15 protein-coding genes and 1 pseudogene are annotated in these 14,894 nt (G+C 66.5%); 4 read left to right on the top strand and 12 right to left on the bottom strand.

The window, feature by feature from the left end; genetic code table 11:
• The first annotated feature begins 91 nt into the window (after window positions 1-91).
• The 4 genes and pseudogenes from OL239_RS16250 (at window position 92) to OL239_RS16235 (ending at window position 3,674) form a co-directional block, all read left to right on the top strand.
• Complete coding sequence (locus OL239_RS16250; protein WP_268909766.1) at window positions 92-1,087, top strand: tripartite tricarboxylate transporter substrate binding protein; 996 nt, start codon at window positions 92-94, stop codon at window positions 1,085-1,087.
• A gap of 78 nt (window positions 1,088-1,165) precedes the next feature.
• The gene (locus OL239_RS16245) at window positions 1,166-1,732 is read left to right on the top strand and encodes a tripartite tricarboxylate transporter TctB family protein (RefSeq protein ID WP_268909765.1); all 567 of its coding nucleotides are present in this window, start codon (window positions 1,166-1,168) and stop codon (window positions 1,730-1,732) included.
• A gap of 21 nt (window positions 1,733-1,753) precedes the next feature.
• Window positions 1,754-3,276, top strand: a pseudogene (locus OL239_RS16240) (tripartite tricarboxylate transporter permease).
• Window positions 3,273-3,674 carry a universal stress protein gene (locus tag OL239_RS16235; RefSeq protein ID WP_268909764.1) on the top strand — a complete coding sequence of 134 codons (402 nt, stop codon included), beginning with the start codon at window positions 3,273-3,275 and terminating at the stop codon, window positions 3,672-3,674. The pseudogene OL239_RS16240 and the gene OL239_RS16235 overlap by 4 nt, the downstream one beginning before the upstream one ends.
• Before the next feature lie 101 nt (window positions 3,675-3,775).
• On the opposite strand, the gene OL239_RS16230 is transcribed toward OL239_RS16235, so the two are convergent.
• The 12 genes from OL239_RS16230 to OL239_RS16175 form a co-directional block, all read right to left on the bottom strand.
• On the bottom strand, window positions 3,776-4,162 hold the full coding sequence (locus OL239_RS16230; RefSeq protein WP_268909763.1) for a malate:quinone oxidoreductase: 387 nt from the start codon (window positions 4,160-4,162) through the stop codon (window positions 3,776-3,778).
• Window positions 4,048-5,295, bottom strand: coding sequence for an FAD-dependent oxidoreductase (locus OL239_RS16225; RefSeq protein WP_268909762.1), 1,248 nt, complete (start codon window positions 5,293-5,295; stop codon window positions 4,048-4,050). Before OL239_RS16225 ends, OL239_RS16230 begins: the two co-directional genes overlap by 115 nt.
• 47 nt (window positions 5,296-5,342) lie before the next feature.
• Entirely contained in the window at window positions 5,343-6,056 is a 714-nt protein-coding gene (locus tag OL239_RS16220) for a FadR/GntR family transcriptional regulator (RefSeq protein ID WP_442864164.1), read from the bottom strand.
• A gap of 58 nt (window positions 6,057-6,114) precedes the next feature.
• Window positions 6,115-7,248 carry an L-talarate/galactarate dehydratase gene (locus OL239_RS16215; protein ID WP_268909761.1) on the bottom strand — a complete coding sequence of 378 codons (1,134 nt, stop codon included), beginning with the start codon at window positions 7,246-7,248 and terminating at the stop codon, window positions 6,115-6,117.
• 70 nt (window positions 7,249-7,318) lie between these two features.
• A complete protein-coding gene (locus OL239_RS16210) occupies window positions 7,319-8,782 on the bottom strand; it encodes a DUF5129 domain-containing protein (RefSeq protein WP_268909760.1) in 1,464 nt (487 codons plus the stop codon).
• Window positions 8,783-8,852: 70 nt separating this feature from the next.
• Entirely contained in the window at window positions 8,853-9,545 is a 693-nt protein-coding gene (gene urtE / locus OL239_RS16205) for an urea ABC transporter ATP-binding subunit UrtE (RefSeq protein WP_268909759.1), read from the bottom strand.
• Window positions 9,545-10,372, bottom strand: coding sequence for an urea ABC transporter ATP-binding protein UrtD (gene urtD, locus OL239_RS16200; protein WP_268909758.1), 828 nt, complete (start codon window positions 10,370-10,372; stop codon window positions 9,545-9,547). The genes urtE and urtD overlap by 1 nt, the downstream gene beginning before the upstream one ends.
• On the bottom strand, window positions 10,369-11,445 hold the full coding sequence (gene urtC, locus OL239_RS16195) for an urea ABC transporter permease subunit UrtC (RefSeq protein WP_268909757.1): 1,077 nt from the start codon (window positions 11,443-11,445) through the stop codon (window positions 10,369-10,371). The genes urtD and urtC overlap by 4 nt, the downstream gene beginning before the upstream one ends.
• A 205-nt stretch (window positions 11,446-11,650) precedes the next feature.
• Entirely contained in the window at window positions 11,651-12,163 is a 513-nt protein-coding gene (locus OL239_RS16190; protein WP_268909756.1) for an ABC transporter permease subunit, read from the bottom strand.
• Window positions 12,109-12,534, bottom strand: coding sequence for an ABC transporter permease subunit (locus tag OL239_RS16185; protein ID WP_268909755.1), 426 nt, complete (start codon window positions 12,532-12,534; stop codon window positions 12,109-12,111). Before OL239_RS16185 ends, OL239_RS16190 begins: the two co-directional genes overlap by 55 nt.
• 66 nt (window positions 12,535-12,600) lie before the next feature.
• Window positions 12,601-13,728, bottom strand: coding sequence for an urea ABC transporter substrate-binding protein (gene urtA, locus OL239_RS16180; RefSeq protein ID WP_268909754.1), 1,128 nt, complete (start codon window positions 13,726-13,728; stop codon window positions 12,601-12,603).
• Between the two features lie 296 nt (window positions 13,729-14,024).
• Complete coding sequence (locus OL239_RS16175) at window positions 14,025-14,894, bottom strand: alpha/beta hydrolase (RefSeq protein ID WP_268909753.1); 870 nt, start codon at window positions 14,892-14,894, stop codon at window positions 14,025-14,027.

Genomic DNA, 14,894 nt, shown 5'->3' with positions numbered 1-14,894 from the left:
CATAGTGGTTTTTTACACTCAGTGATCAGGGCCACACTGCAACAGGTATTTCCGGCCCGGCATCTTTTCCTCACCTCACCTGGGAGACCCCATGAAACGCTTCTCCACCCGCACCGTCATCGGCACCGCCGCCGCTTCGATGCTCCTGGCCCTCACCGCCTGCGGCGGCAACGTCGGCACCGGCGATTCCTCGCAGGAATACCCCTCCGGGCCGGTCACACTCACGGTTGGCCAGGCCGCCGGCGGATCCAGCGACCTGGTGGCACGGTCAGTTGCCGACGGCCTGGGCAAGGACCTCGGCGTCGCCGTTCCCGTAGTCAACAAACCCGGCGCCAACGGCGCCCTGGCCACTCAGGAAGTCAGCGGCAAGAACGCCGACGGCTACAACCTGCTGATGCTCAACGCCTCGCTCATCACCATCACCCCGCTGGCTGTTTCCGAAGACGAAGCTGTTGACATCGCCGACCTTGATGTCCTGATGGGACTGTCCCAGGACGACTACGTGCTGGTGGCCAGCCCGGACGCCGGGGTGAAGACGGTGGACGACATCGTCAACAGCCCGGTGGACTTCACCTACGGCACCGCGGGCGTAGGCACCGGATCCCAGCTGGCCCAGAGCGTGCTGTTCAAGCAGGCCGGCATCACCGGAACCGAGGTTCCGTTCGACTCCGGCAATCCGGCGCTGACCGCAGTGCTCGGCAACCAGGTGCAGCTCGCCACCATCCAGCTGGGCGAGGCCAAGCCGCAGATCGATGCCGGCAAGGTCATTCCCGTGGTGGTCTTCTCCTCCGAGCGCAACACCTTCCTGCCCGATGTCCCCACCGCCGTCGAAGAGGGGTATGACGTTCCCGTGGCCCAGTACCGTGCCATCGCAGCGCCCAAGGGCCTGCCCGAGGACGTAAAGGCCCGGCTGGTCGAAGGACTGGAAGCCGCCGTCGAAGAGCAGCAGTACACGGAGTTCAACGAAAAGAGCCTGTTGACCCCCAAGGTGATTTCCGGCGAGGAAGTCGTCACCGAGTGGACCGCTCTCGGTGACCGGTACCGGTCGCTGACCGAAGAGCTGGACATTTCCCTGTCCGGGAACTGATTCCGCACCCCACGGTCCGTTGGCTGCATCATCGAAGCCGGGCAGCCAACGGACGCCGTTCCAGTTTCCAGGAGCCCCATGAAGCAAGACCCACACCCCACAGAGCCGCATCCCGGCGGCGCGGCTGCGGTCGGCGACCCGCTGCTGACCGACGACGCCCTCACCCCGGAAGAGCTGGCCGCCCGCTGGGAAGCTGATGCCCCGCCGTCCGCAGGCGGAACGGCGAACACCGTCTCATCGCTGGTCGCTGCCGCCATTGGCGCCGTTGGCATCGTCCTGTCCCTGGGCCTTGGGCTCGGTGCCCCGGCACAGCCCGAGCCGGGCATGTGGCCGTTCATTGTCAGCCTGGTCGTGCTCGTCCTGGCCGTGGCCCAGGTGTTCACCGGACGGGGCGGCGGCGACGGGGAAAAGTTCTCGCGCTTTTCGCTCTTCCCGCTGTTCGGGTTCGGCACCCTGCTGGGGCTGGCGTTCCTGATGCCGGTGATCGGGTTTGAGATACCCTCCCTGCTGCTGAGCCTGGTCTGGATGAAGTTCCTGGGCGGCGAAACGTGGCGTTCAGCGGTCCTCTATTCACTGCTCGTGGTTGCAGCGTTCTACGGCATTTTCGTCCTGGGTTTGGGAACGTCCATTCCCCACCTGTTTTAGCGGAAACGAGCACGATTCAACATGGATTTCCTTCAGCCGGTCTTGAACGGTTTCACCGTTGTCCTTGACCCCACCAACCTGCTCTACTGCCTGATAGGCGTTGTCATCGGCATGCTGATCGGTGTGCTCCGGGGCTTGGCCCCGCCGCCACGATCGCCATCCTGCTGCCGCTGACCTACGGCATTGAACCGGTCACCGCGATCATCATGCTCTCGGGCATCTTCTACGGCGCCCAGTACGGCGGCACCATCACCTCGGTCCTGCTCCGCCTTCCGGGCGAAGCCAGTTCGGTCGTCACAGTCTTTGACGGCTACATGATGGCCAAACAGGGACGGGCCGGAACCGCGCTGGGCATTGCCGCCGTCGGCTCCTTCATCGGCGGAACCGTGGCGATCATCGGCCTTACCTTCCTGGCGCCGCTGGTTGCGGGCTTCGCCCTGGACTTCGGACCGCCCGAATACACCGCCCTGGCTTTGCTTGGCATCCTGCTGGTCGCCACGATCAGCAACGGCGGCAAGATCAAGGCATTGATCGCCGCGGGCATCGGCCTGCTGCTGGCCACTGTCGGCCGCGACTCCTTCACGGGCGCCGAACGGTTCACCTTCGGCAACCTCAACCTGGCCGACGGCATCGACTTCGTCCCCGTGGCCATGGGCCTGTTCGGACTGGGCGAAATCCTGCACAGCCTCGAGGAACGCCACCGGGCCGCTTCAGTGCCGGCCAAGGTCGGCAACGTGTGGCCGTCCCGGAAGGACCTCAAACAGTCCTCCGGTGCCATTGGACGCGGATCCGTCATGGGCTTCTTCCTCGGCATCCTGCCCGGCGGAGGCGCCACGATCGCTTCCATGGCGGCCTATGCCGTGGAGAAGAAGCGCGCCAAGGATCCCTCACGCTTCGGCCGCGGCGCCGTCGAAGGCGTGGCCGGACCCGAGACCGCCAACAACGCTGCGGCCACCAGTTCGTTCATTCCGCTGCTGACCCTGGGCATTCCCGCCAACGCCACCATGGCGCTGATGTTCGGTGCGCTGCTCATCCAGGGCGTCACGCCCGGACCGCAGCTGGTGGAAAATGATCCCGAACTGTTCTGGGGCGTCATCAACTCGATGTACATCGGCAACATCCTGCTGCTGCTGATGTCCATTCCGCTGGTGGGCATCTTCATCCGCATCCTGCGCGTCCGGGCAGCAATCCTGGCTCCGATTACGGCACTCATCACCATGCTCGGTGCCTACACGATTAACAATTCGATGTTCGACGTGCTGCTGGTGGTCTTCTTCGGAGCCGTCGGCTACCTGATGAAGAAATTTGGTTTCGAGCCCGGCCCGCTGGTGCTGGCCTTCGTTCTCGGTTCGCTGCTGGAGTCCTCGCTGCGGCGTTCGCTCCTGGTCCTGGACGGTGACGTCCTGGGCTTCTTTGGCCGGCCGATTTCCGCTTCGCTGCTGGTGGTCTTCGTGTTCGTGGCCGTTCTTCCCCTCATCCAGTCCATGCTTCGCCGCCGCAGGAACGCCGCTGAGGCGCCGGCCCAACCTAAGGAAACAGTATGAGCATTCTCGTCGGATACGTCCCCAGCCCGGTAGGTGAGGCGGCGGCCGCTGCCGCCATCGCCGAAGCCAAGCTGCGCGGGGAGGAACTGCTGATCGTGAACTCCAGCAGGCAGGGCGCACTGGTGGAAAAAGGCGTAGCCACGCCGTCGGACCTCAAGCGCCTGGCGGAAGCGAGCAGCGCCGCCGGCGTGCAGGTCACTGTCCTGCAGTCCACGCACACGGATGATTTGGCCGAGGAAATCCTGGACCTGGCCCGCGCCCACGATGTCTCCCTCATCGTGATTGGCCTTCGTCAGCGGTCCCAGGTGGGCAAGTTCATCATGGGCTCCGCTGCCCAGAGGATTCTGCTGCAGGCAGACCGGCCGGTGCTCGCGGTCAAAGCCGCCGAAACGCCGTAACGTCCTCCTCCCCTTCAAGCCACAGCGGAAAGCAACGGGTCCCCGGCAGTTCAGACAGCCGGGGACCCGTTCCTTTGCCATTTAGCATGGCGATGCCGGAATTAGCTTGGCGGCGCCGAATGTGTTTCCGCTTCCGGCTTCTCCGTGCGGTCCAGATGAAGGGCCCGCGCCATCCTCCGCCACCGTTCCGAGGCCTCTGCCGGATCGTCCTGCGGTTCGGCACCATACGAAGGAATCATGCCGCGGAGCGCGTATTCCCACTGCGCAAACCGCTTGGGAAAACTTGCGTGAAGCACATCCAAGATGATGCACACCGACGCGGAGGCCCCGGGTGAAGCCCCGAGCAGGGCGGCGAGGGACCCGTCCCCGGAGGTCACGACCTCGGTGCCAAAGCCGGCAATGGTTCCCTTGCCCTTAACTGTTTTGACGACCTGCACGCGCTGGCCCGCGGTGATCCATTCCCAGTCCGCCGGATCGGCGTCCGGCACAAACCGGCGCAGCTCGGAGAACCTGTCCCGGGGCCTTGCAGGATCTGGCGCACGAGATAGGCCACCATCGGGAAGTTGTCACGGGCCGCCGACAGCAGAGTGGGCAGGTTGGCCGGCCGGATGGAACGGGCCAGATCCCACAGGGAACCGCTCTTTAGGAACCGCGGAGAAAAGGCCCCGTACGGACCGAACATCAGGTATTCCTGTCCGTCAACGAAACGGGAATCAAGATGTGGAACTGAGATGGGCGGGACACCTTCGGCAGCGTGGCCATAGACCTTGGCACGATGGCGCTGCAACAGCTCGGGTTTGGAGGTGCGGTAGAAACACCCACTGATGGGGAACCCGCCGAAAGAGCGGGTCTCCGGGATACCTGCGAGCTGCAGCAGGCGCAAGGTTGCTCCGCCCGCGCCAAGGAAGACATACGGGCTCGTTGTTTTTCGGATGCCTGCCGGTGACCGTGATGTGATGGTCCATCCCGGGTTTCCCCGGGAGACTCCTGTCACTTCCTCACTCAGCCGGATTTCCACTCCGTTGCCCGCAGCATCCGCGAGCAGCCGCCGTGCCAGCGCGCCGTAATCCACGTCCGTTCCGTTGACGACCCGGGTTGCCGCCACCTGCTCGTCCGCCGGCCGGCCGTCAAACATCAGCGGCAGCCATTGTGCGATCAACTCCGGATCTTCGGTGTACTCCATGGCCGCGAAGGGCGGGTGGGCCGACATCGCCTGATGCCGCGCACGGAGGTACCCGACACCAAAGGACCCCTGGCCAAAGCTGTGATGCGGAATCGGGCGGATGACGCCGCCGGGGTTCCCAAGCCTGCCGTCCCGGGCAAGATGCGCCCAGTACTCGCAGGACTGCTGGAACTGCGCATTAATTGTCAGCGCACTCGAAACATCAACACTGCCGTCGGCGCCACGGGGGGTGTAGTTGAATTCGCACAGCCCGGCGTGACCCGTCCCGGCGTTGTTCCACGCGTGGGAGCTTTCCAGGCCTGCCTCCGGTAAACGCTCCAGGACGGCAATACGCCATTGCGGTTCAAGCCGGCTCAGTAAACTGGCCAGAGTGGCGCCCATGATCCCGGCTCCTATGACCACGGCGTCGAAGTGCTCCGGCTGCTGGGATTCGGGCATGTGTTTCCTCGCTTATAAGAGTCGGTGGTGTCTGTGGTGATGTCAGATCAACCGCGCTCAGCCGGATGGGTTTCCTGCCCGAGCCGGTGTTTTGAGTTCGCCAGGTGGGTGCGCATCGCCGCAGCAGCGGCGACGGCATCGCCGGCCTCGATTGCGGCCACGACAGCATCGTGCTCCACGGAAACCTGGGCGAGACGGACATCTTCGGCGGTGCCTCCGCGCAGGTCCAGCCGTTGGCGGGGCATCGCAATCATGGCGGGGCCGAGGCTGCCGACGGCGTGCACCATAAAGGGATTGCCGCTCGCTTCAGCGACGGTGCGGTGGAAAGTGAAATCGTGCCGGAGCGACTCGGCAGGACTGCCGGCTGCCTGGTTGAACGCCGCCAGGCAGCCGCGAAGCGCCCGCAGCTGATCTTCCGAACGCCGGCGTGCGGCCAACGCGGCAGCTTCACTTTCGAGCCCGGCCCGGTAGTCCATCAAATGCCGGCGCTCCTCAAGCGTCCGCACCTGTCCAACCGGCTGCAGGGATGCCGCCTCCACCGCCGGGGGCGTCAGAGCGAAGCTGCCGCTGCCCCGGCGGGTATACACGAGGCCCTCCGCCTGCAGTCGGGTGATGGCCTCGCGGACCACAGTGCGGCTAACACCATGCTCCGCGATCAGGGCATTTTCGCTGGGCAGCTTTTGGCCGGGCGCGATGGTGCCGCTGATAATGCTGCTGCGGAGGTGCCCGATGAGGGAGCTGGTCAGATTCGGGTTCATCATTCCATGCTTCCACAGCGGCGGTGGCCCTCAGCCGGGTGTCTTCCTCCCCGCATGCGGCTCAGGCAAGCCCGAACTGCACGCTGTCGGTGGTCCAGGCGCGGGCCTGCTCGCTCAGGCTCACCCCGAGGCCGGGCCGGTCCGGCACCAGCATGCGCCCGCCCTTGGTCTCCAGCCGCTCGTTGAACAGCGGGTCCAGCCAGTCAAAGTGCTCCACCCAGGCCTCGCGCGGGTAGGCCGCCGCCAGGTGCAGGTGGATTTCCATCGCGAAGTGCGGGGCCAGGTCCAGGCCGCGCTGATCCGCCAGGGTAGCCAGCCGCAGGAACTGGGTAATCCCGCCCACCCGCGGGGCGTCCGGCTGGATAATGTCGCAGGAACCGAGAGCGATTAGGCGCTCGTGCTCGGCCACCGAGGCCAGCATCTCTCCCGTGGCGATCGGCGTGTCCAGGGCGCGCGCCAGCTGCGCGTGGCCCTCGGCGTCGTAGGCGTCCAGGGGTTCTTCGATCCAGGTGAGGTCGAACACCTCCAGCCGGCGGCCCAAGCGCAGGGCCGTGCTGCGGTCCCACTGCTGGTTGGCATCCACCATGAGGGGGACATCGGGGCCAATGTGCTCGCGCACGCCCGCAACCCGGCGCAGGTCCTCCGCCGAATCCGGCAGCCCCACCTTGATCTTGATGCCGCCGATGCCTTCTTCGATGGACTGGCTCGCGCGGTCCTTGACCTCCTCCAGGGACGCGTTCAGGAAGCCGCCGGAGGTGTTGTAGGTGCGCACCGAATCGCGGTAGGAGCCGAGCAGCTTCGCCAGCGGCAGGCCGGCACGCTTTGCCTTGAGGTCATACAGGGCAATGTCCAGGGCAGCCAGTGCCTGGGTGGCGACGCCGGAGCGGCCCACCGAAGCTCCGGCCCAGAGCAGCTTGGTGTAGATCCGGCCAATGTCGTTGGGATCTTCCCCCAGCATTCCCTCGGCCACTTCTTTGGCGTGTGCGTACTGGGCCGGTCCGCCTGCCCGCTTGGAGTAGCTGAAGCCCAGTCCCTGGTGCCCCTGTTCGGTGGTGATTTCCGCGAAGAGGAAAACGACTTCCGTCATCGGCTTCTGCCGGCCGGTGAAGACCTTGGCGTCGGAGATGGGGGTGGTGAGCGGAAGCGTCGCGGTGGAGAGTTTCACGTGTCGGATGGCATCAACGGCGTAGGGCATTGCGGTCCTTATCTAAGTGACGGAGTTCACTTATAGTACAAGTTAGCCAACTAGTACTACAAGTGATTTCTCAGAACCTTCCGGAACTGCCCGCCCCGGAGAAGCTGCCGCCTGAACTGCCGTAACCGGTGGAGGAACTCTGCGCCGCGGAGCGGGCCCGCTCCACGCTGCTGGTGCCCTCCTCGATGCCGGAACTGAAGCTGCCCACGGAATAGTAAAAGTACGCCGGGAACGCAGTGTCCACGATGCCCGGCCGGTAGCCGCTGCGGTTTCGGATCCCGGGGGTGGCTGCCTTGTCCAGCTCCTCCTGCATGAGTTTGCGTTCTTCGCCGGACTTCGCCCGGGCTGCGATGACGGTTTGCGCGTGGTCTTTGAGCAGGTCGGAGAGCTCCGCGCGGCTGGCCTTGATCCGGTCCAGCGCCTGCTCGGGCGTGATGCGGCCGTCGGAGAGGCCGGCGGCGGCAGCGGCCAGCCCTTCGCGGGCCTGCTGCCGGAATGCGCGCAGCGCCTGGGCGGTGGCGGAGTCCTTTTCTAGGGCATCCTTGCCGTCGAGCTGTTCATCGAGCCGGTCCAGGTCCTCGTTGAGCGGGCCGGCCTGCCGGTCCCAGGCGCGTTCCCATCCCGGAGCCTTGTTGAGCAGGGCGTTGGTGTCCGCAATGACGTCATCCAGCGCATCCAGTTCCATGGCGGCGTCGGCATAATTTTCCACGGCGGCGGTACTGGGCTTGTTTTTCAACTCCTTGTCCGCAAGGGCATGTGCGGCGTTGTTAAGTTCGGTGGCCTTGTTGTAGCGGCTCATGAACGTCCGGTACTCCTCGAGCACCCGGGATCCGTAGGCCGAAGACGCCGGGATGGTGTTGGCGTTCACTTCCGTTGCGTCCAGGTCGCGGGTCACGCTGGCATAGGCGGCATCCGCTTCCGCCAGCAGTTTGCGGTTTTTGGCCTGCCGGTTCCGGCGCACCGCCACGTACGTGATGACCGATCCGAGCGCTGCCAGCACGGCGATTCCGGCGCCGATGAGAGCGCCCGGGGAGAGGTACCAGGGACGGTTGATCAGCTTGGCCGCTTCTTCGACGGCGGCGATGGTTCCTTCGGTCCAGTTGGCCTCGGCGAACAGCTCGTTGGTCTCTTCCCGGATGTCCTCCTGCTGGTCCAGCGAAATTTTCCGGTCCTCGCCGTAGTACGTTCCGGTCCAGCGCCCCACGGGATCCAGGGCGAAGATGAACAGTCCGTCGGCCCACTTCTGGCCGTCCCCGCTCAGCCAGTCCGGATGCTCCTCGCGGGCGAACCGCAGCACTTCGGCGTTGAGGACCTGGCCGTCGTCGTTGTTTTCCGGCCCGTTGTAGGTGTAAACCGCCACCGTGGTCGGTTCCCGGAACTCGATGCCCTCCAGTGCGGGCACCAGCGTGTTGGTGTCCAGCACGCCGGCTGTGTCCTCCACGATGATCTCGTCCGGGGCCACGGCGGCGGCCGCGGCCGCACCCCCGGTCAGTGCGATGAGGCTTAGCAGTAAAGCAGTCAGTGCCCGGCGCATGGCTTCTCCTCAGTCGGCGGTGGAGTTCCGACGAGCCTAGCGCGGATCCCGCCGGCCGGGGCGCTGCCGCTTAGATCAGCATGGCGGTGCGGACATCCTCCGCCGCCCCCGCGCCGCCGCAGCCGGCCGAGCTGACCCGCCCGGCGGCCAGCACGTAGTAGCTGTCGGCTGCCTGCAGGGCGAAGCCGATGTGCTGTTCGACCAGGAGCACATGCATCCCCGGCCGCGCGGCCAGATTCATGATGGTCTGTTCAATTTCCGCCACCACATTGGGCTGGATGCCCTCGGTGGGCTCGTCCAGGATCAGCAGCGACGGTTCGGTAATCAGCGCCCGCGCAATGGCAAGCTGCTGCCGCTGCCCGCCGGAGAGCAGCCCCGCCCGCCGGCCCAGCAGCGGTTTCAGCGCCGGGAACATGTCCAGGGCCTCGTCCACGAGGGCCTTGCCGCGCGTGCGCCCGTCAGCGACCAGCCGCAGGTTTTCCAGCGTGGTCAGGGGCCCGAAGGACTGCTGGCCCTGCGGCACGTACGCCAGCCCGCGCGCCACCCGCTGGTGCGGGCGCAGCCCGGAAATGTCCTCGCCGTTGAAGCTGATGCTCCCGGCGGAGGGCTTGAGGATGCCGACGACGGCGCGCAGCAGGGTCGACTTTCCGGCGCCGTTGTGCCCCAGGACGGAGGCGACGGCGTTGTCGGGAACGGTTACGGACACACCGTGCAGCACCTCGGTGCGCCCGTATCCGGCCTTGAGGTCCTTGATTTCCAGCATTAGTGTCCTTCCGCGGGCGCGGCGCCCAAATAGACTTCCTGAACGCGGGGATCCGCCTGCACCTGCGCCACGCTGCCCTCGCTCAGCACCTTGCCGGCGGCCAGCACGGTGACCGAGGTGGCGTATTCGCGCACAAAATCCATGTCGTGCTCAATGACCAGGGTGATCCGGTTCGCTCCGATGCGCCGCAGCAGCTCTCCGGTTTGCGCCCGCTCGTCCTGGCTCATGCCGGCAATGGGCTCATCCAGAAGCAGCAGTTCCGAGTTCTGCACCAGCAGCATGCCGATTTCCAGCCACTGCTTCTGGCCGTGGGCCAGGGTTCCGGCCTGCCGCGAGGCCAGGCGTTCCAGGCCGATGATCTCCAGAGCCTCCTCCACGGCCGGCTCGGTGTTCCGGCGGCGGCGCAGCAGCTCCAGGGGCCGGCGCCGGGAGCCGGCGGCAATGTCCAGGTTCTGCAGCACCGACAGGTTTTCGAAGACGCTGGCGGTCTGGAAGGTGCGGCCCACGCCCAGCTTGGCAATCCGGTGCACCTTCCGGCCCAGAATTTCCGTTCCGGTGTGGTTGACCGATCCGGTGGCCGGGACCAGCCCGGTGATGGCGTCGATGATGGTGGTTTTTCCGGCGCCGTTGGGGCCGATGAGGAAGCGCAGGTCGCCCTGGGTGACGTCCAGGTTGACGCCGTCGACGGCGGTGAAGCCGTCGAACACCACCCGCAGGCCGCGGATTTCCAGGTACTGCGGACGGCCCGTGCGCTGCCCTCCGGCCAGCGGCCGGCCCTTCGGCAGCAGGGAAGCGGCGGCGGGGGAAGTGTTCGGTGCCGTGGTCACAGGGGGATCTCCTTTGGAATGGAACCGGATGCGGCGGGGGTGCCGGCAGGCCCGGACGCGGTGCCGGAGCCGGCGGAGCGGCGGCGCCTGCGCAGCTTGCCCAGGACCGCGGGCAGCGAGGCCAGTCCGCCGGGCAGGAACCCGATGACCAGGACAAACAGCAGCCCCTGGAAGTACACCCAGAACGACGGGAATGTCGAGGCCAGCGAGGTCTGCGCGATGGCCACGCCGAGGGCTCCGAGAACCGGTCCGAGGATGGTGGCGCGGCCGCCGATGGCAACCCCGATGAGGAAGGCAATGGAGGGTGTCACGCCGACGTCGGCGGGGGAGATGATGCCCACGAGCGGCACGAACAGGGCCCCGGCCATGCCGGCCATCACGGCGGCCAGGACGTAGACCGCCGTCTTGACGGTGGCCGGGTCGTAGCCCAGGAAGCGCACACGCTCCTCCTGGTCGCGCACGGCCACCAGCAGTTCCCCGAAACGGCTGTGCACCAGCTGCCGGGAGGCCGCGACCACGGCCAGGAGCAGGACGGCGGCGGCCAGATACAGCATCCGCTTGTTGGCCGGATCGGCCAGGTCCAGGCCGAAGAACGAGCGGAACCCGCTGAGCCCGTTGGAGCCGCCGGTGGTGGCCTGCTGCCCGATCAGCAGGACGGCGAACGCGGCGGCCAGGGCCTGGCTGAGGATCGCGAAATAGGCGCCCTTGACCCGGCGCTTGAAGATCGCCAGGCCGAGCACCAGCGCCACCAGCCCGGGTACCAGCACGACGGCGAGAACGGTCACCACCGGGCTGCGGAACGGTTCCCACCAGCCCGGCACGGTGCCGGAGCCGTACAGGAGCATGAAATCCGGCACGCCGGAGCCGCCGAAGAGCGCGGCGTCGGCCAGTTTCATGTGCATGGCCATGATGTACGCGCCGAGGCCGAAGAACACGCCCTGGCCCAGGGTCAGCATGCCGCCGCGCCCCCAGGCCAGGCCGATGCCCACTGCCACAATGGCGAAGCAGATGAACTTGCCCAGCAACGTCAGGCTGAAGACCGGCAGCAGTGCCGGCGCCGCCACCAGCAGCACCAGGGCGCCCGCGGCAAAGCCGGTGAGGACCCCGGCCCGGGACCGGGCGAAGGCTGCCGCCCGGCCGGCCGGGCCCGGAGCGGCGCCGGCGCCGGGGCTGACCGGGCTCTCCGGGCTCTCCGGGCTCTCCGGGCTGTCCGGGCGGTCTGAACTGCCTGCTGTCCGGCCGGAACGTGCCGCACGTGCCGCCCGCAGGGTTGGATGCTCATGCCAGGCTCCTCGTCTTGAGTGTGAAGATGCCCTGCGGGCGGACCTGCAGGAAGATCACGATGGCTGCCAGGATCAGTACTTTTCCGATGCTGGCGGTGGTGGAGAATTCAAAGACCGACTGCAGGACGCCCAGCGCGAAGGCCGCGATGGCCGCTCCCTTGATCTGCCCAATGCCGCCGGCAACGACCACCAGGAACGCGTCCACGATGTAGTTCGGGCCCAGATACGGACTCGTGGAACCGATCAGGGTCACCGCCACCCCGGCGATGCCGGCCAACCCGGAGCCGATGAAGAAGGTCAGCTGGTCGGTGCGGCGCGAGGAGATGCCGCTTGCCTCGGCCAGGTCGCGGTTGACGACGACGGCGCGGATCCGCCGGCCCAGCGGGGTGGCCCGGAGCAGCAGCGCCAGGGCGCCCAGGCAGGCCAGCGCCAGCGCCAGGATGAACAGCCGGGTCAGCGGAATCGGTGCACCCAGCAGCTCCACGTTGCCCTGCAGCCAGGCCGGCACCCGGACGTCCACGCTGGGTGCCCGAAGATATCCCGGGCCACCTGCTGCAGGATCAGGGAGACCCCGAAGGTCACCAGCAGGGTGTCCAGCGGACGGTGGTACATCCGTTTCAGCAGCAGTCCTTCCAGGACCAGCCCCAGGGTTCCGCCCACGAGAAAGGCCACCGGCAGGGAGATGAGCAGGGAGACGCCGGCGCTGCCCAGGGCCTGCTGCACCACAAAAGCGGTGTAGGCGCCGGCCATGATGAATTCGCCGTGTGCCATGTTGATGACGCCCATCTGCCCGAAGGTCAGTGACAGTCCCAGCGCTGCCAGCAGCAGCACCGAGCCGAGGCTGAGCCCGGCAAACATCTGTCCGATCAGCAGTTCCATAACGGTGGACCTTTCAAAGGGGAAGCGGAAGAAACGACGGCCCCGCGGGGCCGGGCTCCGGGAGGGTTAGGAGAGTCCGGCCGCCCAGTCGTAGGTCTCCAGGTACGGGTCCGGTTCCACGGCTTCGGGTGCTTCCCACACGGTTTCGATCAGCCCGTCGGGGGTGATCCTGCCGATCCGCGGGGTCTTGGTGATGTGGTTGTTTTCCCCGTTGACGGTCACGGTTCCTTCCGGCGCTTCGAAACTCACGCCGTCGGCCGCGTCCTGGACCTTGTCCACCTCAAAGGAGCCGGCTTTTTCCACCATCGCCTTCCACAGGTACAGCGAGGTGTAGGCCGCTTCCATGGGGTCGCTGGTTACGCGGTCGGCGCCGTATTTGTCCTTGAACGCGGTGACGAAGGCCGTGTTGGCCGGAGTGTCCAGGGTTTGGTAGTAGTCCCAGGCGGTGAGCTGGCCCTCGATGTTCTCCACGCCGATGCCCGGCACTTCCTCCTCGGCAATCGAAACGGAGACCACGGGCATGGCGTCGGCGGTCAGCCCCACGCTCTTGTACTGGCGGAAGAACGCCACGTTGGAGTCGCCGTTGAGGGTGTTGAACACTGCGTCGGCGCCGGAGTCGCGGACCTTGTTGACGATGGTGGAGAACTCGGTGGAACCGAGGGGAGTGTATTCCTCCCCGACAATTTCCATGCCGTGCGCCTCCGCGTAGGCGTTGATGATCTTGTTGGCGGTCCGCGGGAATACATAGTCGCTGCCGACGAGGAAAATGCTCTTGGTGCCCTGCTCGGCCAGGTAATCCAGGGCCGGAATGATTTGCTGGTTGGTCGTGGCACCGGTGTAGAAGATGTTCTCCGACGATTCCAGCCCTTCATACTGCACCGGGTAGAACAGCAGTGAGTTGTTGGCTTCGAACACCGGCAGCATGGCCTTGCGGGAGGAGGACGTCCAACCGCCGAACACCGCGGCGGTACAGTCCTGCTGAATCAGCTTTCCCGCCCGCTCGGCAAACTTGGTGGGTTCCGAGGCGCCGTCCTCACTGATGACCTCCAGCTGCTTGCCGAGGACGCCGCCGCCGGCGTTGATTTCCTCGGCGGCCAGGGACAGGGAATCAAAGACGGTGCTTTCGGAAATGGCCATGGTGCCGGAGAGGGAATTCAGGAACCCGACCTTCACGCTGTCCCCGGACGTGTCCACGCAGGATTCGGGGCTGCCCGAGGCTTCCCCGGCCGCGGCCGGATCGCTGATCTGCGAACCGCAGCCTGCCAGGGCAGCCGCCAGAAGGCTGCCGCCGCCGGGATGAAAGCGCCTTTAAGACTCTGTACTTTCACTGCGCACCTTATTCATGAGGGCTGCGCCGAACCAGCGGCGCAGACGTTTCAACGGGCCTCTTGTTGGGCCGGTTTCCTCAATTTAGGTGACTGATGTTTCATGTTTTGATGAATTTCATTTCCCTGGTATTTCTTTTGTTTCACGCGTTTTACGGGGCTGTGTCAGTTCGGCACACTGCCTGCAGGAAGGCCAGCGTTTCGGCGAGGGCCGCCCGTGCTTCGGAACGGTTTGAGTGGAACTGATACTCGTGCGGCAGGGCCGGCCGGAGTGTGGGCCCAGTTGCGGCCGCCGGTGTAGGCCCACAGTGCGGTTCTGAACCCCCAGCCGGGGATGCCGCGCAGCCCGGCCAGCGCCTGGAGGTCGTACACCCCGCAGTGCAGGATCACCCCGCGCAGGTCCGGCGGGTCCAGTGGGGGTTCCAGCCCGGTCAGCCGGGCGTACTCCGGGTTGGTGGCCAGCACGGCGAGCTGTGCTGCCAGCTGCGCGCCGGCGGAGTCCCCGGCCAGCACCACGCGGTGCGGATCCAGTCCCAGCTCAGCCGCGTGCCGCCGGAGGTAGCCCACCGCAGCGGCAGCTTCCTGAAGGGCCATCGGATAGATACCCCGCGGTGAGACGGTGTAATCCACGCCGGCAGCTGCGAAGCCGCTGCCGGCCAGCAGCCGAAGGTAGGGCTCGACGTCGTGCCGGCTGCCCGACAGCCAGGCACCTCCATGCAGCCACACCACCAGCGGCACCGGGGCCCCGGCATCCGCAGGAAGGAAGACGTCCAGCCGCTGGGTCCGGCCGCCGGGCGCGGGATACCGCAGCCCCCGGTAAACTGCCACCCCGCGGTGCGGGGCGTGCGGGCGCATCAGGGCGGCCAGCTGCCGGGCGCCGCAGTAGAAGACGGCACGGATCAGCAGCACCGAGGGCCAGGGGCTGAGCCGGAAAACGGCGACGGCGGCCGCGGCGGCCGCGGCCCCTGCGGCGGCGGCTGCGGCTAACCGGATGGCTGCGGGACGGACACGGACCCGGCGGCGGAGAACCGGCAC

The sequence above is a fragment of the Arthrobacter sp. ATA002 genome, from assembly GCF_026898095.1.
Taxonomy (GTDB): domain Bacteria; phylum Actinomycetota; class Actinomycetes; order Actinomycetales; family Micrococcaceae; genus Arthrobacter_B.
Note: the sequence above shows the minus strand (reverse complement) of the source record. Positions and strands in the feature narration are given on the sequence as shown.

What these genes read in the sequence shown, in the direction of transcription:
- OL239_RS16220 (WP_442864164.1), bottom strand. Translation starts at nt 6,056, where the DNA reads ATGATGAACCCGAATCTGACCAGCTCCCTCATCGGGCACCTCCGCAGC.
- OL239_RS16235 (WP_268909764.1), top strand. Translation starts at nt 3,273, where the DNA reads ATGAGCATTCTCGTCGGATACGTCCCCAGCCCGGTAGGTGAGGCGGCG.
- OL239_RS16215 (WP_268909761.1), bottom strand. Translation starts at nt 7,248, where the DNA reads ATGCCCTACGCCGTTGATGCCATCCGACACGTGAAACTCTCCACCGCG.
- OL239_RS16245 (WP_268909765.1), top strand. Translation starts at nt 1,166, where the DNA reads ATGAAGCAAGACCCACACCCCACAGAGCCGCATCCCGGCGGCGCGGCT.
- OL239_RS16225 (WP_268909762.1), bottom strand. Translation starts at nt 5,295, where the DNA reads ATGCCCGAATCCCAGCAGCCGGAGCACTTCGACGCCGTGGTCATAGGA.
- OL239_RS16185 (WP_268909755.1), bottom strand. Translation starts at nt 12,534, where the DNA reads ATGGAACTGCTGATCGGACAGATGTTTGCCGGGCTCAGCCTCGGCTCG.
- OL239_RS16210 (WP_268909760.1), bottom strand. Translation starts at nt 8,782, where the DNA reads ATGCGCCGGGCACTGACTGCTTTACTGCTAAGCCTCATCGCACTGACC.
- OL239_RS16250 (WP_268909766.1), top strand. Translation starts at nt 92, where the DNA reads ATGAAACGCTTCTCCACCCGCACCGTCATCGGCACCGCCGCCGCTTCG.
- urtE (WP_268909759.1), bottom strand. Translation starts at nt 9,545, where the DNA reads ATGCTGGAAATCAAGGACCTCAAGGCCGGATACGGGCGCACCGAGGTG.